Here is a 23053-nt window from a genome sequence, read left to right as displayed (position 1 = left end):
AGGCGGGTATTGCTACAGAGGCCACTGATGAGCTGCACTTCTTTGCAGGGGGAGGTTATCATCTACAAATAAACGAGAACCTACAGTTCACTCCCTCGACGATGGTGCGACTGGTATCGGGGAGTCCGACGACGATCGATCTGACAGGGACCTTTGATATCTACAAGCGGGTGGAGTTAGGACTGAACTACAGACTGAATGAATCAGTGAGTGGGCTGGCCTTTGTGAAGATGGCAGACTGGATGGCTTTTGGGTATGCATATGACCGATCAACCACCAACATCGGAGACTACAGCAGAGGATCACATGAGGTGTTATTGAGGTTTAATTTGTAACAAAACCTGTAATCATGGAAATCTCATATGCTCATTTTCAAGAGTGCATTAAAAATGATACCGTTAGAAAGATGGTTCTTGACAAGGGAGAACCTACTGAAGACCATCGTATCAAATTCTATATCAAACTTGAAAGATTCAACAAAAAGATAAATCACAATCAAAGTGCTAAAAGCTGTATCGAAATATGAATAAAAACAGATTCCAGTATAATTTGATTGACGCAATATCAATACTGTTAATCATGGCGACTGTCCTTGCTTTGGTGTATTGGACCGGATACATCATTTACACTTTTGGAAATGCCCTATTCTAGAGGTAACAACTACAAAGCACCATTAGTATTCTTGCTGATCTGTTTGATATGCATCGGTGCATTGGTAGTACTAATAGAAACCGGTGTATTAGGATACTTACATACACCATAACATTCTTGCGGAGCTAGGACTCAGTGCAAATTTTGATTGATTAATTGAGTTTTTAGATTAGTAGTGAAAAGCAGCATATAACCCCTATGCTGCTTTTGTTTTAAATAAGTTGTACTACCCAAAATGGGTAGGCTGTGTATGCCTTGAAATATAAATTTACCTACTTTCGTCATTTACACCTCACTGGACTAATGCGAATAATAGGACTTTTATTACTAATGACGTTAAGTAGCATTAGCGTTCGTGCTCAAAATTTAAATTCAAAAGAAAAGCTTCAAAAATTTCGTGCCATTCATGATACTATTTTGAAAGGTAAGTCAGTAGAAGATGTATCTAATTGGATGACCTTAATTGATAGCCTTGAGCAAAACTATATTGTTCCGGAAAAAAATGACTCTCTGGTTGCTCTAATTAACTATTTAAAAGGATCGTATCACTATGAAAATAAAGGTTTTGATAAAGCAATGTTGTATTGGAATATTGCAGGAGAACTTTTAGAAAAAGCAAAAGATTCTACCGCTTTAATCAAGTTATATAACGAAATGAGCATTGTTTTTATGTCGACTAGAGATGTGAAAAAGGCAATTACCTACAAAAAACAAGCGCTTTCTTTTTGCTCAGAAAAAAAGTACCCTAGTTGGCATGCTGCACTTCTGGGTAACATCGCCTTTGTCTATGGTAACCTTGGAGAAAAGGATAGCTTGCTAAAGTATGCGAATCGTTCTTACAACATTGCATCGAAATACAAGGATTCAACGGGTATTGGTAAATATTATATGATCATGTCAGAGTATTCCAATAAGTTAAAAAACTATGATCAAGTGCTTGCTTATAGTGATACTATTAATAGAAGATACACAAAGTTTTTAGCAACAGATGTTTTAGAAAAGGTTTATTATCGTGAATCTGTTGCTTTATTAGAAAAGAAAAAACCTAAACTGGCTTTGGAAAAAGCTGAATTATGTTTAGATATACTGTCAAAAGAAGGCGTTGTTTTTAATTTACCAAGTATATATGAACATATCAGTAAAATCTATGAAGCACTTGGCAGAAACAAAAAAGCACTTTATTATCTAAAAAAGTCAAAGAACTATAAGGATAGTCTTTTTGTAAAAGAGCAGCAACAAACTATTCTTGATCTAGAAGCGAAGTATGAAACAGAGAAAAAAGAAAATGAAAACTTAAAATTAAAAGAAGAAGCCTCTAGAAAAGACTTAACAATAGCTAGAAAGAATAATTATATTCTTATTGGTTCATTAGTTTTTCTCGTGGTTTTAGGCGCTATGGTGTTATACCAACTTCGAAAGTTTAAAAACAACAATCTCGCTTTAAAAAGATCTATGTTGCTAAAAGAAACTGCCGAAAGGGAATTGGAATTGGTCAGAGATAACATTGCTAAAGATTTTCACGATGATATGGGGAATAAACTAGCTCGAATAACTGCTTTGTCTGATTTAATGATTTCGTCTGCCGCATCAAAAGAAAAAAATGAGATTATTACAGCTTTAAAAAATATTAGAAAAGACTCGGATATTTTATACAGAGGGACCCGTGACTTTATGTTTTCCCTTAAGTCAAAAAACGACTACATCGAAGAGTTGTTTACATATTTGTCCGATTTTGGGGAGGAATTTTTTCAGCCACTTGATATTGATTTTTTTGTACACAAAGCTATTGATCGGAATATGAAGTTACCCCATTATTGGAATAGGCAGATTATACTCATTTTTAAGGAGGCGATGACCAATACAGCGAAGTATTCAAAGGCAACCAAATCTAAATTGTCTATTAATTTTAAAGGTAGTCAATTGCATATTGCTTTTGAAGATAATGGTATTGGTTTTAAAGAAGATCAACTTAAAAGGCAAAACGGATTGTTAAATATGCGCATGCGTGCAAAAAGGATAAAAGGTTGTTTATCTATTGATTCAAATGCTAATGGCACATCGGTTAACTTTGAAGCGATCCTACCCAAATAAGGTGGTACTATCCATTAATTATTCTTCTATTTTTGAAAATGATGGCCAAGATAAATCGAGTGGTAATAATTGAAGACAATGAACCTCTTAATGATATTTTTAGAGAGGTGGTTAATGGTTCTGATGATTTTAAGGTTACCGGATCGTATTTAAATGTTGAAGATGCACTTACTTTTCTTAAAAGTGATTTGCCGGATATTGTTTTAATGGATATTGAACTACCAGGAATAAATGGAATTCAGGGGACAAAAGAAATTAAGAAAGTATTGCCAAACGCCCTCGTAATAATCGTAACAGTATATGAAAACTCAAAAACAGTTTTTGAGGCGTTATGTGCTGGGGCTACTGGATACCTTACAAAAAACGCAACATCAGAAAAGTTACTTAAAGCGTTAAAAGAATCGGTTTCAGGTGGAGCGCCTATGAGCATTAATATTGCCAAAATGGTCGTGCAGTCATTCCAGAAAGCACCAGATACCATTTTAACAGAAAGAGAAACGCAGGTGTTAACTATGTTATCAAAGGGCAGTAGTTATAAATCTATAGCTATGGATCTTGATATTAGTCCAAATACTATAAAATATCATATCAAGAATATTTATGATAAGCTCCAGGTACATACAAAAGAAGATGCGATCAAAGCAGCTTCGAAAAGAAAACTCATCTAATGTGAAACGGTATTTGGTGTTATTACTGATTGCAATCACTTTTAGCTGTTCATCTCAAAAAGTTGCCAATTATTCTTTCTTCAAACTACTCGTAACCAATCATGAAAATGAAATTATGTTGGTGGAGTGGGATGGTGCTTGGGAAATACCTGGAAAAAAATATAGTGGAGAACGCACAGTTAAAGAGTTTGTTAGTGCCATGGCACTAAAACACGGGATAAGAGTTGATAATATCAAGCTCAATGCATTAATAACTTTTCATTACGATAACAGACCAAACCCAACCTTAATGCAATATTACACCGCTACACTTACTGATGGCAACCTTAAAGTGCCGGCAAGTTGCAGTGATATCCGATGGATTGGAAGTAATGAAAGTTTTAAGTTAATTCCATATCCCGAAATGGTTCAGATCATGAAAAAAGTGATTTCGAAACCAAATGTATTGTGGGGCGGAGCATTCGACATCACTCGAAAAACAACCAATTCTCCAAGAAACTCTAAGGTTAAAGAAGCGCTTCATATCTTAAATTAAAACCCAGTTGCCACTACCCGTTTCAGGTAGTACTGCCACCTTTGGAGCAAGCTATATTTGATCCTATAAAATTAAAACCAATTATAATGGAAACTTTTTTAGTACTACTCTATGCATTTTTATCAGTAAATACAGCTGCTCCTGCTGAAGTAGGGGAAGGCATGGAAGAAGGTGAGTTTGCAAAACAATCTCAAGTGGACACAGGAAACGACATCCGTCGGGAAATTCAAGAGGCCGTTTGAATCATTAAGTAGGAAAGCTCAAGGTCGTTTACATGGGTTTGTAAACGACCCGCTATCTGGTACTATTATGAAAAAAGAAATGATATTTTTTCAGAATGAGGGCTTCGAAATTACCGTTGTAAACGATCGCTTTTTCTGGACCAAACGAAAAGGTAGAAACGCACTCTTACTAAAATTTGTTGATTTCTACTTTTTAAAAGAAGTAGACTTCATCGATGTTCAAGCAATACATTCCTTTCATGAACGATCCATTAAAACGGCAAATCAAGACTTTAAACTACCCAGGTCTTTACGATTAACTATACCGAATGTTAATAGTGTGTTGATCACATCTAATGAGCCGTCAAAAGGGGTAATAGAATATGTTCAAAAAAGGAATAAATCCATTTTAGGTGGACAACAGGATACCGTATTTCTAATAGATAAGGAAGTGGCTAGATTGTACTCACCAGGCTTAGATATTACAACGATTCATGGTGAGGCTAAAGTACTTTGGGGAGATCAAAAGGAGTTTAAAAAACTTAATGGTCATAATAGGGCCTATTATTTTATAAATGCAATGATTCACAACTTATATGTATCCTAATAAACAATAGCCTATCCCAAAAAAACTACTATGAAACAAACTCTCATTTTTCTGTGTCTTTTAACAGGCCTGGGACTACAAACGCAACTGAAATCTCAAACAAGCGATATCATGAAAGCAAAAATTCAGCGGGATTACGAACGAGTATTAAAAACCTTAACGGTTGCCGAAAAAATTAAAAATAATGGCGGTACTACCGATATCGTTATGGCAAAGAAAAAGCTAGATAAAATTAAAAAGCTGGATCCTAGTTTCGATACAAGTACTGCCGATAAAATTGTTACCGCTTTCGAAGCCAATACCTTTGATTACGAATCTTGGCGACTTATGAGAAAACGTATTTTGCGGTATTACGATGAAAGTCATGTCGTCAATATTGATGCGATGTTTTTTAATTCAAAACTTCTGAAAGATGCTCAAGATTTTGATTTGGAATATGTAAAAGAAATACTGGCAGAACGCAAGGCAAAAAATACCTTGGATAGTACCGATAAAGAAACTGAAAAGGCTATCAATGACTATGTGAATTTTATAAGGGCTATAGATTTGCCTAACGCCTTTTTGAAACGTTTGGACCGTGCTACCGGCCGTGGGGATGTTAGAAATCCCGTAGTTACTTTGCAAAAAGCAAGAGTTGTAAAAGCGGAAGCAGAAGCTATTTTTAGGTTTACAGGACCTGACAATCCCAATATGCGAGATGTAGTAGCCACCGCTGATAGATCTATTCAGAATGCCGAAAGCACCTTGGAAAGTGTGTACACCAGTGAATTTCATAAAAAACATTTAGGAGAAATCGTATTTTCTAAAAAACCATTGAAAATCGGTTCCGAAAAGGAGTCAGACATTACCACAAAGTTTAAGACTGGTGATGCTATTTATGGCACCGTATACTTGGGTAGGACCATAGGCACCATGATCGGAGATGATGCATTCAATAAGATTGGTGCAACAGGTTTTAGTATGAATTTCAGTGACAATGCACGACCCGCACACAATGAAAAGTGGGAAACCTCTTTTGCTTTTTTAAGATCAATATCGGTAAGCGTTAATCATTTAAAGGATACATACATTCAATTTATACTTATTCCGGAAAGCCCTTCAATACTTAAAGACCCTCGATACGAATATATCAAGCGGAAGAACTATAGTCCGGTGATCTTTGTAAGGGGGTTACAAGCGAAATCTAAACGCAACCTTCCTATTAGCCTTCATTTTAATACAGGTGACAGAAGTGGATTCATTCAAAAATTTGAGGGAAAATTTGAGATAGATTTGAGTTATGGGGAAGGCCCGGACTATTATAGGGAAATCGAGAACCGTTTGATCGATAAATACATTGAGGACAACGAGATACCACAACCCATTCGAAGAGACCCAGCTTTAGAAGCACAACTCTTATCTCATATGAACGATAAAGGATGGCGGGAAACCTTTGTAAAGGCTGTCATAAGCACTGAGTGGATGGAGGAAATCCTTCCAGGAGGTAAAAAACAGCGAATCATAGGGGCGTTTATGGTGGCCAAGCATCCGGATGGTTATTGCTTCTACCATCAGTATGACTTTGTAGCATTTCCGTCAGGAGACGGATGGACGAAACCCCAATATCATGCTAGCGGTGAGCGTACCAGAGTTTTATGTAGTAAAATAAGATAACTAATAAAATGTTGTGTAATAGTATTTGGTAATTAGTCAGAAAGGAGGTGGGGTCTTACTCGCTTCCTTTTTTAATGTCCAAAGACTGTTAAGACTAGCTTACGTCTTCCTCCCCGATCCCGATGTTCACACAAATAAATGCCCTGCCACGTACCTAAGTTGAGACGACCATTCGTGATGGGTATTTGAACACTACTACCCATTAATGAAGCCTTAATGTGAGCTGGCATATCGTCCGGTCCTTCATAGGTGTGAATATAATAAGGGGCATTTTCCGGAACCATTTGATTCATATGACTCTCAAAATCTTGTCTTACGGTAGGATCTGCATTTTCATTAATGGTTAAACTGGCGGAGGTGTGTTTAATAAAAACTTGAAGCACTCCAATCTTAATATTTCTTAATTCGGGAATCGCATCTAAAACGAAATCAGTAATTAAATGAAAGCCCCTGGGAAAAGCAGCTAAGGTAATTTCTTTCTGAAAAGATTGCATGGAAAACAATTTGATAGTCCAAAAATAAATCTTTCTTCCATGCCCTATTAGCGGAACGATTTAAATTCTGAGATTCAGAACTTACATTTTTAAATAAAATTCCTTGGTTAAGTTGATATAATCATCCGTATAATCGTGTCTACCTTTTTCAATGATCAACTCATTTTTTTGAGTAGAAGACATCGTTTTTGAAAACTGCAATAAGCTTCTTTTAATAGGCGATTCTTTTGTGCCCTTAATTTTAGTGATCCATTCCGGAAATAGGCCATAGCTTGTAGACATTTTGATGAAGCCTGCTTCCTCCTCAAACGGAATAATGACAGCAAATTTTCCTGTTTTAGATAATAACTTTGCGGTACATGCAATAAGATGTTCAAAGGGCATGGCATCCTGAAAACGTGCAATCGCTCGTGCTTTTTCTGTAGTGCTTTCTGTTGGTTTGTAGAAGGGGGGGTTACTAATAATCAAGTCGTATTCATCATCTACTTCTTGTGCAAATTCTAATAATCCGGCGTGGTAACAGAATAGACGATCATTCCATGGTGAAGCTTCAAAATTTTCTGTGCATTGCTCATAGGCATCTGCATCAATTTCTATGGCTTCAATTACTTCGGCATTGCATCGTTGTGCTAACATCAAACTTAAGAGCCCGGTTCCTGCACCAATATCCAAAACTGAAAAAGGATTATGTTCAATTCCAACCCAAGCACCTAATAAAACCCCATCAGTGCCGATTTTCATCGCACAGCGATCTTGGTTGATGGTAAATTGTTTAAACTGAAATGGCTTCATAATACTGTCATTCCTGCGTATGCAGGAATCTTTTTCAATGTAGTTGCAAATTAGTCAAAGCTTCCCATTTTCATGGGAATGACGATTACAGGTAAAGCTCGATCAATCCCTCAGGAACGTCAACCTTTATAATCTTGGTTTCTCGATTTACTTCGATAATAAAATCGTCGTTTATTGGGATAAGAATTTCGGTCCCCTGTCGATCAATTTCAAACAAGGCTTGAGATGAAGCATCGTTAACACCTGAGATGATTCCGACCTTGCCGAATTGTTTGTCTTCAATTGCAAATCCAATAATCTCGTGAAAGTAAAACTGATTTCCTTCTAATTTCGGTAGGAACTCAAGTGGTAGATACAGATCAGATTTTAATAGCGACTCGGCGTCTGCCTCATCATTAACATCCTCAAATTTTACTCGGAGTAAACTGCTTTTTTGCAGTGAAGATCGTTCAATAAAAAAAGGAACCAGATTATTGCCAAGGGCAATAAAAACTGATTCCAATTTTTCGTAAGCTTCAGGCTCGTCTGTATCAAGTTTGATCAGCAGTTCGCCTTTAAAACTGAATTTTGAAACGATGGTACCGAGGTAGAAGCAATCTTCTTTTCTCATTTCATCGTTATATAATTACTCAGCCGCTTCTTCTTTTGTTTCTTCTGCGCTTGCTTCCGCTTCTGGAGCAGCTTCCTCAACCGGAGCTTCCTCTGCAGGAGCCTCTTCAGTTACAGGTGCTTCTTCAACAGCTGCAGTTTCCTCTGCTACCGCTTCTGTCGTCTCTTCTGCAACTTCTTCAGCAGCTTCTTCTACTGCAACCGCATTGCGCTTTTCATTAACTTCTTTTTCCGCAGCTAGTGCAGCAGCTTTCGCCTCCTCTTTTGCTTTGGTCAATCCGTCTTTTTTGGCGTTGATTTTTGCTTCTTTTTCTGCCAACCATGCGTTGAATTTCTCCTCGGCTTGCTCTTCAGTTAAAGCGCCCTTTTTAACACCACCGGCTAAATGTTTTTTAAGCATTACCCCTTTGTATGACAAGATTGCTCTTGCAGTATCAGTAGGTTGCGCACCATTTTCTAGCCATTTTACTGAATTATCGACGTTAATGTCAATGGTTGCAGGATTAGTATTAGGATTATAGATTCCTAATTTTTCTAAAAAGCGACCATCTCTTTTAGCACGTGCATCAGCAGCTACGATCCAGTAAAAAGGTTTTCCCTTTTTACCGTGTCTTTGTAATCTAATTTTAACAGGCATATTGCTATTAATTTGTGGGGTACTCGACCCCTGTTATTAATTAAGGGCGCAAAGATACCTAAATTTATTAGTATTGAGCCAAATAAAACCTGCTTTTTTACGTTATATTTGGTGTTTAGAATCCAAATCTAAGTTAACCAAATGAAAAAAGTATTATTCTTATTCGTACTTCTTTGCGCTATGGTAAGCTGCGAAGATGATATTGACGACAACACACCTGCGTTTCAGGGTACTATTGATGGGGAGTTTTTTAGAGCGACAGAATTAAGCGTACAACCTGGAGAAGATGATGTATGGATATTGGAAGGCTCCATGACCGTTGAGAAAATAACGCTTCAAATAGTTGATTTAAATACCGGTATCTACGATCTGGGACAAAATCTGAGAAACACTGGAACATATTCAATTGAGGGGGAAGTTAGTTTCTTTACTGGAGAAACTGGGAATACTGGGAATGTGACGATTTCCGAATATAACACCGAAGAGGGCTTTATTTCAGGCGTTTTTAAGTTTACTGCAAACAATGAAGATGGATCAGTAAATGTGCAAGATGGTATTTTTTACCGTGTACCTATTATGGGTACGCCACCGGCACCAGATCCAATGCCTTAAAAATATAATGCTAATTTAAAGCCTCCAACAGTGGAGGTTTTTTTAGTTAAACGAATCATGAAAACCTACGTCGCATTATTAAGAGGAATTAATGTTAGCGGTCAAAAGAAAATCTTAATGGCCGATTTACGATCTATTCTAGAAGAAAATGGATTAAATAATGTAAAAACCTATATCCAAAGCGGAAATATAGTGTTCAATACTAGAGATATTAAACCCGATGAATTGGCATGGAAAATTAAACAGTGTATTCTATCTCGTTATGGTTTTGAAGTTCCTGTGCTGGTAAGAACAAAACAACAATTAGAAACAATTTTAAGGAAAAGCCCATTTAAGGGTGAAAAACTGACAAAAAGCTACTTTACTATTTTACATTCTAGACCAAAACCTGAGTTAATTCAAGAAGTATCCAACTTACATTATGAAAAAGAAGAAATTTTCGTTACGCCGGAATGTGTTTATGGTTTTTGTGAAATAGGTTATGGTAAGGCAAAATTTAGCAATAACCTTTTTGAAAGAAAACTAAAAGTGGCTGCAACCACACGAAATTATAGAACAATGGTAAAGCTCATTGAGCTTTCAGCTTAATACATGGTATTTGGGTTAGCTGACTTTTCTGGAATTTGTTGAATGGCATCCCAATGTTCACATATTTTCCCATGATCATCAAATCGGAAAAAGTCCATGGTCACGTATTGATCATTTCCCGGCCAGGTTTGATGCGTATGTAGTGCAACCAAATTCCCTTCAGCAATACAGCGAACAAATTCAATCGATTTATCAGGATACTCTTGTTGCATACGTTCAAAATATTCAATAAAACCTTGGGTACTATCTGCAACATCAGGATTATGTTGGATATATTCCTGCCCTATATATAGCTCAATTGCTTTTTTCGGATTGCCTTCATAAGCCATTTTATAAAAATCTATGGCGTTTTTTTTGTTTTGCTCGAGATTCATATGATATTTTTTAAACAAGTACTACCCTTATTGTGTAGGGCAATACAAATGTTTTGTGGCTAAATTAGTATAAAATCCAGTGGAGGAATTAATTATGCAACATCTGTAATTCTATTTCGTCTTTATAGCATCAATCAATCAAGAAATGAAAAAAATACTATTAATCCCACTATTGAGCGCTATTGTATTTGCATGTGCTACCAAAACTTCACATCCTACAGTTGAGATCACGGTACGCCCAAATGCTAAAAAGCTATCTGCATTGGTTATCAAGATGCAGTTTAAAACGGATCCTTCGGGGAAAACAAACTTATTTTTTAATAATGAAGCTTGGGGAGAGCAAAACCTTTTTAACTGCATTGATGATTTTAAACTTGTCGATACCAAAGGAGAGGTTGTTCAAAATAGCGATAGTAATCGTATTGAGATCACCCATTCAAAAGACCTAGATATTCTAAAAATTACCTACCAATTAAAACAGGACTCAGAGCTACCCTTAACTTCTAAGAAAACGTATAGGCCGATTGTTCAACCAACTTATTTTCAAACATTTGCACATTCTTTATTTATTTTACCAGAATATTTAGGAGATCAGCCCAAAGAAACATTCATACTAAATATCAGTTGGGACTTTCCTGAGGGTTTTATGGTTCATAACAGCTTTGGAAGCAACGAAAAAGAGCAACAAATCTTGACCAATTTTGATGAAATGGGACAGGCTTTTTTTGCTGGAGGCGATTTTAGGGTACATGATTTTAGTGTTAAAGAAAATGACATTTATTTTTCTACTAGGGGCGATTGGAAAAAGATCACTGATGAAGAAGTATTGAATGTACTGAAGAAGACGATTCGCTCTCAACGCGAATTTTGGAACGATCACAGTCAATCATATTTTACTGTTAATTTAATTCCAACTGAACGAGAAAATGGATCGTCTTTACAAGGGACAGGTCTTGTAAATTCTTTTGCAGCCTCAGCTTCCAATAATGAGTTTTTAGATATAAAAAGACTGGCATGGTTATTCAACCACGAACTAATGCATAATTGGATAGGGCATACAATTCGGAACGAAAATGAAGAACAGCAATATTGGTTTAGCGAAGGCTTTACCGAATATTACACCTATAAAAACAGTTGTTATAATGAAATAGGCGGACATGAAAAGTCAGATTTTTTTGGTGAATTAAATCAAACTTTTAAACGACTTATGACTTCTCCAGTGGTTAGCGAACCTAATAGTGCTATTACCTATAAGAATTTTTGGGCAAGCAGGGATTTTGAAAAATTACCATATCATCGAGGCGCCATTTTTGCCTTCTATCTCGACTTCTTAATTCAGAAGGATTCAGATGGTAAGCATAGCTTAGATGATTTAATGCTCGATTTTTTGAAAGACGCAAAAAAGGCAGATCAGTTAATGAATGCTGAATACTTTACTTCAAAAGCTAATAACTATTTGAAAGCAGATATTACTTCTTTTTTTAACCGTCATATTATAGACGGAGTGCCATACAATCTTCCTGCTATGATGAACCACTTAGGATTTCAGTATGATTCCAATGCGCAAGTCTTTACACGTGGTTATACAGCAAATCAGGATACTAGAATCGTAGAAACAGTAGATGACCAGGCTAATGCCTACAAAGCTGGTTTGAGGGTAGGGGACAAAATTATAGGCATCGATATGTATAGTGATCCTAATATAGAGGCAAATCTAACAGTTAGAAGAGAAGGAAAAGAGTTGGAATTCTCTTTTTATCCTTCAAAAAAAATGAATCTACCTCAAATAACGATTTCTAATGATAACCTTAAAAGGCTTAAAGTCTAACTAGCTAGTAAAAAAAGAGAAGTACATTTCGACATATTATCCAAAAGAATTTAATGGGATAAAAAATGTTAATTCAATCTCCAGATGCTGAAGTTTAGTATAGTGGCAAAAAGCACCCAGAGAAGATATGGGTACATTAGATAAGAAGCTCGCTTGTCCACTACTTTAAACCAACGAATGGTAAGAATAATCATTAGGTTTAGCACAATGATGACTAATAACCCCCAAGAAATTTTACGAAGTCCGAAAAAAGTAATGCTCCACATCCCATTCAATAATAATTGAAATCCGAAATGATACAAAGCAGTTTTCACCCATTTATGATAAAATCCACGGTGCCATACTAAACCGGCGGCAATACCCATTAATACATAAAGAATTGCCCATACCGGGGCAAAAACCTCATTTGGCGGATTAAAACTCGGTTTATTCAAACCTACATACCAGTCTGAGATTGAAGATTGTGTTGCGAAGCCCGACATGAAACCAATGAGTAGGCAAACCGATACTGCAATGCAAATTTTGACAACTTGGTCTTTCATGTGGCTGGTAGTTACTCGTTAATCGAGATTTACATATTTCTAGGCTAGCCATAAAAACAAAAATTAAACTCAAATCAGTGTTTTATGAATTTGCCATGAAGTAGTTTGCTACTAAAATAAAAATTAATTTGAATTTGCGATAATATGGTATGCAGCTAAAAGTTTTACCTTTGTACAAATACCTTTTTTTTGAAAGAATTTATTCCTTCCGCCTACAGTAAGCAAGTAGAAAGTGGAGCCGTTGGTTGGCAATCGCCTAGTAACATAGCACTGGTAAAATACTGGGGTAAGCGTGATCCGCAACTTCCCGAGAATCCGTCGATAAGTTTTACGTTAGATGCATGTCGTACCAAGACGATAATGCATTATTCACCAAAAATATATCCGGGCAACTCACTATCATTTGATGTGTATTTCGAAGGTGAAAAAAATGAAGCCTTTAAGCCTAAAATTGCTAAGTTTTTTGAACGAATTGAGCAGTATTGTCCTTTTGTGCGCGACTTTCATTTTAAAATAGAAACAGAAAATACTTTTCCTCATAGTAGCGGTATCGCTTCATCAGCGAGTGGCATGAGTGCACTTGCGCTTTGTTTGATGAGCATTGAGAGTGAATTGGTTGATTCTATGCAGGATGATTTTTTTAAGAAAAAAGCATCTTTTTTGGCGCGATTGGGCTCGGGTAGTGCTTGCAGAAGTATTGAAGGCGACCTTATTGTTTGGGGAGAACATGATAACATTAAAGGGAGCAATGACTTTTATGGGATTCAGTATCCTGATGAGGTTCATCCAAATTTTAAAAACTACCACGACACCATTCTGTTAATTGATAAAGGTGAAAAGCAAGTAAGTAGTACAGTGGGGCATAATTTAATGCATGGACATCCGTTTGCCAAAAACCGATTTTTACAAGCGCATGAAAATTTAAGTAAACTGCAAGCCGTTTTAAAAGAAGGCGATATTGAAGGTTTTATAAAGATAATGGAAAGCGAGGCCTTGACTCTACATGGAATGATGATGACATCTAGTCCTTATTTCATACTCATGAAACCGAATACCCTAAAGGTTATAAATAAAATTTGGAATTTTAGAAACGAAACGGGATTGCCAGTTGGTTTTACCCTAGATGCTGGAGCAAATGTACATATTTTATATCCCGAAAACGATTCCGTGAGAATTTTTCAGTTTATTAAGGATCAATTGGTTGAATACTGCCAAAATGGGCACTATATTTGCGACCGTATAGGTAAAGGTGCAAGTCAATTAAAAGTTAAAAGCTAATTACTTTTAACATTTTTGTTTACTTTTAAACAATCATGGTTAAACAAAAATTATTTTATACCTTTAAGTCAACAACAAACTAAGTTTCGAAAGTCAAAAAGTAATATGAAAGGACCCCTATTTTACTCAAAAATTCTTCTTTTCGGAGAGTATGGAATTATCAAAGATTCTAAAGGCCTTTCAATACCTTATAATTTTTTTAAAGGTGCTTTGAAATGGGATGAAGAACTGACTGATGAAGCGGCCAAATCCAATCAAAGCCTTATTTCCTTTGCTGAATATTTAGAGCAATTAGAATCGGATAACCCTACAATGGTTTCTTTTGATATTGACCGTTTAAAGAAAGATGTCGGTTCAGGAATGTACTTTGATAGTAGTATACCCCAAGGATACGGAGTAGGTAGTAGTGGTGCATTAGTGGCGGCTATTTATGATAAATATGCGAATGATAAAATTACCGTTTTAGAAAATCTAACACGTGAAAAGCTTCTTAAATTAAAAGGAATTTTTGCTGGTATGGAATCGTTCTTTCATGGTAAGTCATCTGGTTTAGATCCTTTAAACAGTTATTTAAGTCTTCCTATATTAATTAATTCTAAGGATAATATTGAACCTACAGGAATTCCATCACAAAATACTGAAGGAAAAGGGGCAGTGTTTTTATTAGATAGTGGTATTGTGGGTGAAACAGCACCCATGGTCAACTTGTTTATGGAGCGCATGAAACAGGAAGGTTTCAGGAATATGCTAAGAGACAAGTTTGTAAAATATACCGATTCTTGTGTTGAAGATTTTCTTGCTGGTGACTTCAAGTCACTTTTTGGAAACATAAAACATCTTTCAAATATTGTATTTGATAATTTCAAGCCAATGATTCCTAAGCAATTTCATGCTTTATGGAAAAAAGGAATTGAAACCAACGACTACTACTTAAAATTATGTGGTTCGGGTGGCGGGGGCTATATTCTTGGTTTTACTGAAGATATTGAAAAAGCAAAAACTGCACTTAAAGACCATAAATTAGAAGTAGTTTACAACTTCTAGTTAATCTACTAACATGTTTTCTCGCAGGAATAAGCTAATAATTTTAAAGTTTGTTAGTTTGTTTTCTGTTGTACGCGGTTATAATATTCTTATTATTACCCTTGCTCAATACCTTACATCAATTTATATTCTTGCTCCTGACAAGCCCTTGGGGCAAGTAGTATTCGATATTAATCTTTTTATGCTGGTCACTGCTACCGCATTGGCAATTGCAGGAGGGTACATTATCAATAATTTTTACGATGCCGAAAAAGACTTAATCAATCGACCTAAAAAGTCAATGCTAGACAGATTAGTAAGTCAGCGAACAAAGTTAACCACCTATTTTGTGCTCAATTTTGGTTCTATTTTTTTTGCTAGTTACGTGTCGTTTAGGGCAGTAGTGTTTTTTGCGCTCTATATTTTTGGCATTTGGTGGTATTCACATCGCCTTAAAAAAATCCCGTTTTTGGGGAATTTGACATCTGCGCTACTAGCCATTACTCCATTCTTTGCTGTATTTATCTATTACAGGAATTTCGAAACGGTGATCTTCGTGCATGCTTCCTTCCTATTTTTGGTTATTGCGATGCGTGAATTGGTCAAAGACTTAGAAAATTTGAAAGGAGATTTAGCCCAGAATTACAGGACCATACCAGTAATTTTTGGAGAAGGTATGTCTAAGGGATTGATCACTTTTTTAGTGGTTTTAACCCTTATTCCTATTTTTTTGCTAGCTAAATACTTTGATGTTGGCTTAATGCATTATTATTTTTATGCTAGTGTAATTTTACTACTCATTTTTCTACTATTACTTTTTAAGTCTAAAACAAGGGGCCATTATTTAATCCTACATAATATTTTAAAGTTCGTGATCGTATCGGGTGTGTTTAGTATTTTGCTTTTAGATATTGATCTTGTTCTAAGCAGAATATTATAATTCGAAATACGTAAACCCAAGATGAGTAAACCAAACCATTTAAAAGTAGCATTAGCACAAATAAGCCCTGTTTGGCTTAATAAAGAAGCAAGCCTTCAAAAAGTGAAAGATCATATAGTGGAAGCTTCGAATAATCAAGCGGAGTTAGTGATTTTTGGTGAGGCACACCTGCCGGGATATCCATATTGGTTAGCATTAACAGGCGGTGCCGAATGGGATAAAAAAGTCAATAAAGAGATTCATGGGCATTATGTTCGTAATTCCATCCAAATAGAAGCAGGCGAATTGGATAGTGTTTGTGAGCTCGCGAAACAATATTCAATTGCCATTTATCTGGGGATGATGGAGCGTGCTGCTGACCGAGGTGGTCATAGTATTTATTGTTCTTTGGTATATATCGATCAAAATGGGTTAATTCAGTCGGTTCACAGAAAATTACAGCCCACCTATGATGAACGCTTAACTTGGGCCCCTGGAGATGGTAATGGATTAAAAGTGCATCCTTTAAAACAGTTTACAGTTGGAGGGCTAAACTGCTGGGAGAATTGGATGCCACTACCAAGAGCTGCTATGTACGCACAAGGCGAAAATTTACACGTAGCAGTATGGCCCGGAAGTGATCATAACACAAAAGATATTACTCGTTTTATAGCAAGAGAATCTAGAAGTTATGTGCTATCTGTATCTAGTTTAATGCGCAGGGAAGATTTTCCTGAAGATACACCCCATCTAGACCAAATATTAAAAAATTCACCTCAGGTATTATCTAACGGAGGATCCTGTATTGCAGGTCCTGACGGCGAGTTTATTGTTGAGCCCGATATGAAAACGGAAGGGCTTATTTATGAAACTTTAGATTTTAACCGAGTGTATCAGGAACGCCAAAATTTCGATCCCGTTGGGCATTATTCACGTCCTGATGTTACACAATTACAGATAAATACTGAGCGACAGTCTACTGTAAAGTTTAAATAATTTTTTAAGGTGTTGGAATTTGGTTATTTAAGTATTGGATATTGATTTAATGGCATTACTTTTGCAAAAAATTTCAGGATGAGTAATCAAAGACGAAACCGACCTAATAGAAAAGGAAATTCAGGGAAACCAGCTGGTCAGAAAAAGACGGTTTCAAATCCTAACGAAATGCGATTAAACAAATACATTGCAAACTCGGGTATTTGTTCAAGACGTGATGCAGATATGCATATTCAAATAGGGAGTGTAACAGTAAACGGTCAGGTTATTACCGAAATGGGTTACAAAGTAAAGATGACGGATGAGGTTCGTTTTGACGGAGCTCGTATTAGTCCTGAAAAACCTCATTACATTTTGCTAAATAAGCCTAAGGGGTTTTTAGTAACTACAAAACAGGATGAATCAAAATCGGTGTTTGATTTGGTGAAAAATGCAGTAGGTGATAAAACCATTCCGGTCGGTAAGTTAGAAAAGCAGGGTATGGGATTATTGCTTCTTACAAATGATGGTGATCTTTCAAAAAAATTGAATAGCAATAATCATAAAATCAGGGTAATTTATCAGGTAAGTCTTGATAAACCTCTGAAAGGGGAGCATCTTGATAGTATTAAAGAAGGAATTAATATAAAGGGAAAAAAAGTATCGGTTATTGATATTTCTTATATCGATGATAAGCCACAAACCGAAATTGGTATTCATGTATACACAGCAAAAGGCGAGCTAGTACATCAAATATTTGATCATTTTGATTACAAGATTCAATTACTTGACCGTGTTTCTTACGGTGGACTCACCAAAAAAGACCTGCCACGAGGAAAATATCGTGCTTTGACCGATCAGGAGGTGAATAATTTGAGGATGCTTTAACCTAGAAAGATGTAGACTCTCCTCCTTGAAAAAGGGGGAGATGAGTGTGTTCAATTGACTAAAACAACACCCTTGTAGTTTTAGATTCTGTTCTTTATCTTTTACAGATGAAAAGCCTCATTCTAATTTTCCTCTTTGTTTTTTCGTATTCAGTGATTGGCCAAATCAAATGGCAACAACTGGACGAAGGTTTGCACTATGCTGAGATTGATGCCACTATTAAGTCCGATATTGGTAATAACAACATATCGATTTTAAAAATCGATCCCCAGTATTATCAATTTAATTTATTAACGGCCAAACAAAAGAAAATTAAACCCTTGACGGCTAAAAAGTGGGCTTCAACTTATAATCAAATTGCAGTAATAAATGCAGGCATGTATCAGCAAGATCATAGAACCAACGTAGGTTACATGCGTAATTTTGATAATATCAATAATAGTAGGCTTAATAAAAACAACACTATTGTCGCCTTTAACAGAAAAGATGATAGTGTATCTGAGTTTCAAATTATCGATATGACTTGTCAAAATTGGGAGGAGTTGAAAGATAAATACCACTCCTTTTCTCAATCGATACGGATGGTTGACTGTAATCAGAAAAACCGTTGGGGTAAGCAAGCAAAAAAATGGAGCATGGCTGCTATTGGTAAGGATACAAATGGTAATGCCTTATTTGTATTTAGCAGAAGCCCTTATACGGTATATGATTTTATCAAAATGCTGTTAGATGCACCTATTGACTTGTATAATTTGATGTATTTGGAAGGCGGTCCTGAGGCATCATTTTATGTAGATCATAATAATATTCAAATAGCGAATATGGGAAGTTATGAAACCGGATTTAACGAAAATGACGATAATAATTTCTTTTGGAGAATTCCTAATGTCATTGGTATTAGTAAAAAGAACTAGCCTTCGCTTATTTCTAGTCCATCAGTTTTTTTAAAAAACACTTCATAGAAAAAGAAGCCAAACACTAAAAGGTACTCCACCGAAATAAACCACAAGTTTTCCTTAAAGCTGTCGTTTGCATATGCCGTATAGCTTAATACAACGACAAAACTCCAAACCAAAGGAAATCGATATTTTGTAAACACACTTAACAATAAGGGTGTGGCAATATACCAAGGGTGAACGGTAGTAGAAATGAAGAAATAACAACTGAGCGCAAGTAACATTCCCGTAATCAGATTTCTCAAACTAGTATTATTCCTAAAAAAAGTGATTGATAAAACGATGGCAATGGCAATGGGCGGAATATATTTACCAATGATTTTTATCTCGTTATACCCTCTAAAAGTGTATCCTATTTCTCGAGCAATATAATATAGGCTGGCGTTGAATTCGAAATTACTAAACCACAGTCCGATGGTTTGCTGGTAATTATCAAGGAATTCTGATGATAAAAATGGAATGAATAGAACAAGAATGCTTAGTAGTATGATAAAATAAAAGGCAACAAGTTTTAGGATTTTTGAAAAAAAGCTCCCTTCTTCTCGAGGAGAGTCCCGATAACTATCGGGAGGGATGAGGTGTTTCTCATTCCCAATATTGATAGCACCTTTTATTGTATCGACAACTTTATGTTTTGTGAAAAATTGAAAGAATATAGGTAGCAGTAAAAGGGGAATCAATTTGACGGATATAGAAGCCGCTATGACAATTGCTGACCAACCCCATTTACCTTGATACAAAAGATACAATCCTAGCAGAAGGAAAAAAATCATCACTCCCTCAAAATGTAAGTTTCCTGTAAGTTCGATAATGATAAATGGGTTTAATCCAAACCAAAAAATATGATCAGTGGAAAGATTAAGTTTTTCAAGCAATCTTTTTCCGATAATGATCGTACCAACATCAGCAAGAATGATTAACAGTCGCAAAACAATGGTAGCGCCTACAATACTTTTGCTTGCAAATAAGCCGGCAATAGTAAAACAAAACTGATTAATGGGAGGGTAGTTGGTATAATTGCGAGCGCTTAAGCTTCCCATGCCATTAAATAATTCCTGTGCTTGTGCAATAGGTGCAGATCCTGTAGCGATCAGATCTTTTGGCAGGTATAAATAGGGATTGTAACCGGCGACAATCATCCTACCATCCCATATGAAACGATAAAAATCTTGTGACAAATTAGGAGTCGCTATCAGAAAAACTAAACGTAGTAAAATTGCGAATCCTAAAAGGAGTTTAAAATCTGCTTTGGAAGTTTGAATAATCTTGTAAAAGAAAAGAAACAAGCCCGCGTATAAACCGCATAGTTTTACTAACTCGTGACGTTCAAGATCATAGGCGAAAACAACATAAAACAGCACAGAAAGCAGTGCGTATAAAATGGGAAGTTTATGCAACCTCCACAAATTCATTATGCTTTTGAAGTAATAGACTTAAGAAAAACGTAACCGAAACCAATAAACAGCATTAGGTGGAATGGAAAAAGTCCGAAGTCGTAATGAAGACTAGGGTCTACTTTTCCTTCACCAACATAAGCCACTAAATATGAGCTGACCATACCGAATGCAAAATATAATGCAAGTGCACCTTCTACAATAACATTGGCAGATGGTCGCTTTCTTAGGTATTTATTTCCTTTCCAAGAATCGGTTAAACTCTTGATATTGAATTTTGGTGTACGAACAAACTCGCTTCGCTTGCGAATGTGTCCCTCAATTACGGCGATTGAGTTGTGTAGTGAAAAACCCATTGCTACAGAGAAAAAGGTGAAGAACATTTGTACATATTCAATAAAGCGGCTAAAGCCTCCTTCTCCTTTAATATTTTTATACATTACCCAGTAGCAAATGAAAAAGATAATCGTACTGATAATGAAGAAACTCATAGCAATAAAATAACCCTGTAAATCTGCAAAGTAATTTTTTACATATAACATAGGTATACTTAATACTGCTACAATAAATACATTTAAGAACATGGTACTATTTAATAGGTGTAAAATACCATGTACCTTTGTTTTAAATGAGATATTTTTTGAATGAATAACCTCACGAAGCATTTTCTGAAAGTTCTCGGCGCCGCCTTTGTTCCAGCGAAATTGCTGTGTGCGTGCTGCACTAATAACTACTGGTAGCTCAGCTGGAGTTTCAACATCTTCCAGATACTTAAACTTCCAGTTATTTAGTTGAGCACGGTAACTTAAATCAAGATCTTCGGTTAAGGTATCTCCCTGCCAATTACCCGCATCGATAATACATTCTTTCCGCCAAATACCCGCTGTACCATTAAAGTTAATAAAGTGGCCCTGGCTATTTCTTCCTACTTGTTCTAACGTAAAATGCGCGTCTAACGCGAATGCTTGTACTTTAGTAAGTAACGAATACTCTCTGTTAATATGAGACCAGCGTGTTTGTACCACCCCAATTTCTGGATCTTTAAAATGGGGAACCGTTCGCTTTAACCAATCTTCTTCAGGGAGAAAATCAGCATCAAAAATGGCAACATACTCACCTTTAGCTGTTATTAATCCTTCTTTTAAAGCTCCTGCTTTAAAACCTTCACGATTAGTACGTTGAATATGCTGTATGTCGATTCCTTGTTTTTGAATTTCGGCTACTTGTGTAGCTGCAATTTTTACTGCTTCTTCGTCGGTGCTATCGTCTAATACCTGAATCTCAAGCTTATTTTTCGGATAATCGATTTTGGCAATGTTCTGTAACAATCGTTCCGTTACATATAGCTCGTTAAACAGCGGTAATTGTATAGTTACATGCGGTACCTCTTCCGGTTTAGAAAGGTCAAATTTTGCTCCTTGATCTTCTTTCTTTTTTGAACGCAAATAATTGAACAACAGATTAAGTTGTGCCAATGCATAACAAAAGATTAGTATTAGCGAAATTAAATAAATCACCAATAGGAGGAAACTAATCGAATATATGGTGTCGTCTGACATTATTTAAAACTGTATTTAAAAATCCAACCCAGAATTTTTATGCCTGCAAATATAGCACCTTTTATGGTTCCTGAAACTTTTGAGACTCCTATTCGTCTTTTATAACGCACAGGCACTTCAACATAGCTTAATTTTTGCTTTATAGCTTTTAGTTGCATCTCAACGGTCCATCCATATGTTTTGTCTTCCATTTGCAGTGCTAAAAGCTTGTTATACTTAATCCCCCTAAAGGGACCAAGATCGCTAAATTTTGCCCCAAACAGTATTTTCATTAAAAAGGTTGCCAGCCAATTACCAAAATGCTGTTGCGGCGTCATTGATCCTTTTTCTCGTAATTGCTTTTTTCTGGCTCCTATTACAAAATCGACGTCATCATTAATTATAGGAGCTATAATTTTATCGAGTTCTTTCGGATAATCAGAATAGTCTCCATCAATAAATACGATGATATCCGGTTTTATAGATTGTTCTGCGATGTATTGCATACCTTTTAAGCAAGCGTAGCCATAGCCCTTATTAAGTTCTGTTAAAACTGTTGCTCCCGCTTTTTCGGCATTTTCGGCCGTATCATCGGTTGATGCATTGTTAATGACAATGATCTCATTTACATGGTCGGGAATTTCATTGATAACTTTCGCAATAGAGTCCGCTTCATTAAATGCGGGAATAATGACTTTAATATGTGTCATTTAAGATCAGATAAGTTGTTGTCTCGTTTAAAGCTTTTAAAATCAAACCATTCATTTATTTTCTTACCATTTTGATATTTCTCCGCTGAGACGATCTTCTTTTTTTTATACATTAAACAGTACCCGTTTTTTATGCCATTTTGTAATTGACATTTATGAATGAGTGTACCCGTTTTGTCATAAAAAGACCACCATTTGCTAGGCCTGTCATTAATGAAATGACCTTCTTTTTGCTTAAAACCTTCTTGGTGGTAAAAGTACCAATAGTTTTGTTTTTTATTGGCCTTATAATGACCTTCACTTGCTATTTGTCCATTTGGGTGGTAGTATTTCCAATAGCGAACCTTGTTATTTCCCATTTTCCAACCTTCAGAAGCTACATTACCATTGTCATGATATGTTTTTTCGTAATTGCTATTTGGGCCGAGGTTTAGGCAGAAAAGTAATAGGAAGGTAACTTTTTGAAACAT

The 23053-nt window shown here is 36.0% G+C and carries 27 protein-coding genes; 17 read left to right on the top strand and 10 right to left on the bottom strand.

The window, feature by feature from the left end:
- The first annotated feature begins 8 nt into the window (after positions 1-8).
- The 8 genes from ABN763_RS16420 to ABN763_RS16385 all read left to right on the top strand — a co-directional run bounded on the left by ABN763_RS16420 (position 9) and on the right by ABN763_RS16385 (position 6426).
- Positions 9-335 carry a type IX secretion system membrane protein PorP/SprF gene (locus ABN763_RS16420; protein WP_410486589.1) on the top strand — a complete coding sequence of 109 codons (327 nt, stop codon included), beginning with the start codon at positions 9-11 and terminating at the stop codon, positions 333-335.
- A gap of 14 nt (positions 336-349) precedes the next feature.
- Positions 350-526 carry a hypothetical protein gene (locus tag ABN763_RS16415; protein WP_410486587.1) on the top strand — a complete coding sequence of 59 codons (177 nt, stop codon included), beginning with the start codon at positions 350-352 and terminating at the stop codon, positions 524-526.
- Positions 527-954: 428 nt separating this feature from the next.
- Positions 955-2742 (top strand): ATP-binding protein, encoded by a 1788-nt coding sequence (locus tag ABN763_RS16410; protein ID WP_410486586.1) that lies wholly within the window; start codon positions 955-957, stop codon positions 2740-2742.
- A 38-nt stretch (positions 2743-2780) separates the two neighbouring features.
- Positions 2781-3410 (top strand): response regulator, encoded by a 630-nt coding sequence (locus ABN763_RS16405; protein WP_410486585.1) that lies wholly within the window; start codon positions 2781-2783, stop codon positions 3408-3410.
- On the top strand, positions 3373-3945 hold the full coding sequence (locus tag ABN763_RS16400) for a hypothetical protein (RefSeq protein ID WP_410486584.1): 573 nt from the start codon (positions 3373-3375) through the stop codon (positions 3943-3945). The genes ABN763_RS16405 and ABN763_RS16400 overlap by 38 nt, the downstream gene beginning before the upstream one ends.
- A gap of 41 nt (positions 3946-3986) precedes the next feature.
- The gene (locus ABN763_RS16395) at positions 3987-4187 is read left to right on the top strand and encodes a hypothetical protein (protein ID WP_410486583.1); all 201 of its coding nucleotides are present in this window, start codon (positions 3987-3989) and stop codon (positions 4185-4187) included.
- 67 nt (positions 4188-4254) lie between these two features.
- Positions 4255-4773 (top strand): hypothetical protein, encoded by a 519-nt coding sequence (locus ABN763_RS16390; protein ID WP_410486582.1) that lies wholly within the window; start codon positions 4255-4257, stop codon positions 4771-4773.
- A 30-nt stretch (positions 4774-4803) separates the two neighbouring features.
- A complete protein-coding gene (locus tag ABN763_RS16385) occupies positions 4804-6426 on the top strand; it encodes a hypothetical protein (RefSeq protein ID WP_410486581.1) in 1623 nt (540 codons plus the stop codon).
- Positions 6427-6497: 71 nt separating this feature from the next.
- Here the strand turns inward: ABN763_RS16385 and ABN763_RS16380 are convergent, their stop codons facing one another.
- The 4 genes from ABN763_RS16380 to ABN763_RS16365 all read right to left on the bottom strand — a co-directional run bounded on the left by ABN763_RS16380 (position 6498) and on the right by ABN763_RS16365 (position 8958).
- On the bottom strand, positions 6498-6920 hold the full coding sequence (locus ABN763_RS16380; RefSeq protein ID WP_410486580.1) for a secondary thiamine-phosphate synthase enzyme YjbQ: 423 nt from the start codon (positions 6918-6920) through the stop codon (positions 6498-6500).
- Positions 6921-7001: 81 nt separating this feature from the next.
- On the bottom strand, positions 7002-7712 hold the full coding sequence (locus ABN763_RS16375; RefSeq protein WP_410486579.1) for a tRNA1(Val) (adenine(37)-N6)-methyltransferase: 711 nt from the start codon (positions 7710-7712) through the stop codon (positions 7002-7004).
- Positions 7713-7797: 85 nt separating this feature from the next.
- Positions 7798-8322 (bottom strand): ribosome maturation factor RimM, encoded by a 525-nt coding sequence (gene rimM, locus ABN763_RS16370; protein ID WP_410486578.1) that lies wholly within the window; start codon positions 8320-8322, stop codon positions 7798-7800.
- 15 nt (positions 8323-8337) lie between these two features.
- A complete protein-coding gene (locus ABN763_RS16365; protein WP_410486577.1) occupies positions 8338-8958 on the bottom strand; it encodes a 30S ribosomal protein S16 in 621 nt (206 codons plus the stop codon).
- 141 nt (positions 8959-9099) lie between these two features.
- Between ABN763_RS16365 and ABN763_RS16360 the strand changes: the two genes are divergently transcribed.
- Together ABN763_RS16360 and ABN763_RS16355 are read left to right on the top strand one after the other, a co-directional pair.
- On the top strand, positions 9100-9570 hold the full coding sequence (locus ABN763_RS16360) for a DUF6252 family protein (protein WP_410486576.1): 471 nt from the start codon (positions 9100-9102) through the stop codon (positions 9568-9570).
- 57 nt (positions 9571-9627) lie between these two features.
- Positions 9628-10158, top strand: coding sequence for a DUF1697 domain-containing protein (locus tag ABN763_RS16355; protein WP_410486575.1), 531 nt, complete (start codon positions 9628-9630; stop codon positions 10156-10158).
- On the opposite strand, the gene ABN763_RS16350 is transcribed toward ABN763_RS16355, so the two are convergent.
- Positions 10155-10532, bottom strand: a complete 378-nt coding sequence (locus tag ABN763_RS16350; RefSeq protein ID WP_410486574.1) for an ester cyclase — start codon at positions 10530-10532, stop codon at positions 10155-10157. The two genes, ABN763_RS16355 and ABN763_RS16350, sit on opposite strands and share 4 nt — an antisense overlap.
- 145 nt (positions 10533-10677) lie before the next feature.
- Here ABN763_RS16350 and ABN763_RS16345 point away from each other — a divergent pair, with 145 nt between their 5' ends.
- Positions 10678-12360, top strand: coding sequence for a M1 family aminopeptidase (locus tag ABN763_RS16345; protein WP_410486573.1), 1683 nt, complete (start codon positions 10678-10680; stop codon positions 12358-12360).
- A gap of 68 nt (positions 12361-12428) precedes the next feature.
- Here the strand turns inward: ABN763_RS16345 and ABN763_RS16340 are convergent, their stop codons facing one another.
- Complete coding sequence (locus ABN763_RS16340) at positions 12429-12902, bottom strand: TspO/MBR family protein (protein ID WP_410486572.1); 474 nt, start codon at positions 12900-12902, stop codon at positions 12429-12431.
- Positions 12903-13091: 189 nt separating this feature from the next.
- Here ABN763_RS16340 and ABN763_RS16335 point away from each other — a divergent pair, with 189 nt between their 5' ends.
- The 6 genes from ABN763_RS16335 to ABN763_RS16310 all read left to right on the top strand — a co-directional run bounded on the left by ABN763_RS16335 (position 13092) and on the right by ABN763_RS16310 (position 18899).
- Positions 13092-14180, top strand: a complete 1089-nt coding sequence (locus ABN763_RS16335) for a diphosphomevalonate/mevalonate 3,5-bisphosphate decarboxylase family protein (protein WP_410486571.1) — start codon at positions 13092-13094, stop codon at positions 14178-14180.
- Positions 14181-14285: 105 nt separating this feature from the next.
- Positions 14286-15224: a mevalonate kinase gene (locus ABN763_RS16330; protein ID WP_410486570.1), complete on the top strand. Its 939-nt coding sequence runs from the start codon at positions 14286-14288 to the stop codon at positions 15222-15224.
- Positions 15225-15237: 13 nt separating this feature from the next.
- Positions 15238-16143 carry a geranylgeranylglycerol-phosphate geranylgeranyltransferase gene (locus tag ABN763_RS16325; RefSeq protein ID WP_410486569.1) on the top strand — a complete coding sequence of 302 codons (906 nt, stop codon included), beginning with the start codon at positions 15238-15240 and terminating at the stop codon, positions 16141-16143.
- A 21-nt stretch (positions 16144-16164) separates the two neighbouring features.
- On the top strand, positions 16165-17118 hold the full coding sequence (locus tag ABN763_RS16320; RefSeq protein ID WP_410486568.1) for a carbon-nitrogen hydrolase family protein: 954 nt from the start codon (positions 16165-16167) through the stop codon (positions 17116-17118).
- A 78-nt stretch (positions 17119-17196) separates the two neighbouring features.
- The gene (locus tag ABN763_RS16315; protein WP_410486567.1) at positions 17197-17985 is read left to right on the top strand and encodes a pseudouridine synthase; all 789 of its coding nucleotides are present in this window, start codon (positions 17197-17199) and stop codon (positions 17983-17985) included.
- A gap of 107 nt (positions 17986-18092) precedes the next feature.
- Entirely contained in the window at positions 18093-18899 is an 807-nt protein-coding gene (locus ABN763_RS16310; protein ID WP_410486566.1) for a phosphodiester glycosidase family protein, read from the top strand.
- On the opposite strand, the gene ABN763_RS16305 is transcribed toward ABN763_RS16310, so the two are convergent.
- From ABN763_RS16305 to ABN763_RS16290, 4 genes are read right to left on the bottom strand one after another with little or no spacing between them, the layout of a single operon-like run.
- Positions 18896-20353 carry a mannosyltransferase gene (locus tag ABN763_RS16305; protein ID WP_410486565.1) on the bottom strand — a complete coding sequence of 486 codons (1458 nt, stop codon included), beginning with the start codon at positions 20351-20353 and terminating at the stop codon, positions 18896-18898. The two genes, ABN763_RS16310 and ABN763_RS16305, sit on opposite strands and share 4 nt — an antisense overlap.
- Positions 20353-21894 carry a cellulose synthase family protein gene (locus ABN763_RS16300; RefSeq protein ID WP_410486564.1) on the bottom strand — a complete coding sequence of 514 codons (1542 nt, stop codon included), beginning with the start codon at positions 21892-21894 and terminating at the stop codon, positions 20353-20355. Before ABN763_RS16300 ends, ABN763_RS16305 begins: the two co-directional genes overlap by 1 nt.
- Positions 21894-22583 (bottom strand): glycosyltransferase family 2 protein, encoded by a 690-nt coding sequence (locus ABN763_RS16295; RefSeq protein WP_410486563.1) that lies wholly within the window; start codon positions 22581-22583, stop codon positions 21894-21896. Before ABN763_RS16295 ends, ABN763_RS16300 begins: the two co-directional genes overlap by 1 nt.
- On the bottom strand, positions 22580-23053 hold the full coding sequence (locus ABN763_RS16290; RefSeq protein WP_410486562.1) for a toxin-antitoxin system YwqK family antitoxin: 474 nt from the start codon (positions 23051-23053) through the stop codon (positions 22580-22582). Before ABN763_RS16290 ends, ABN763_RS16295 begins: the two co-directional genes overlap by 4 nt.

Origin of the sequence: Spongiivirga sp. MCCC 1A20706, from assembly GCF_046524175.1 — a bacterium.
Classification (GTDB): domain Bacteria; phylum Bacteroidota; class Bacteroidia; order Flavobacteriales; family Flavobacteriaceae; genus Spongiivirga.
The sequence above is the reverse complement of the archived record's forward strand: the minus strand, read 5'-3'. Positions and strand labels throughout refer to the sequence as shown.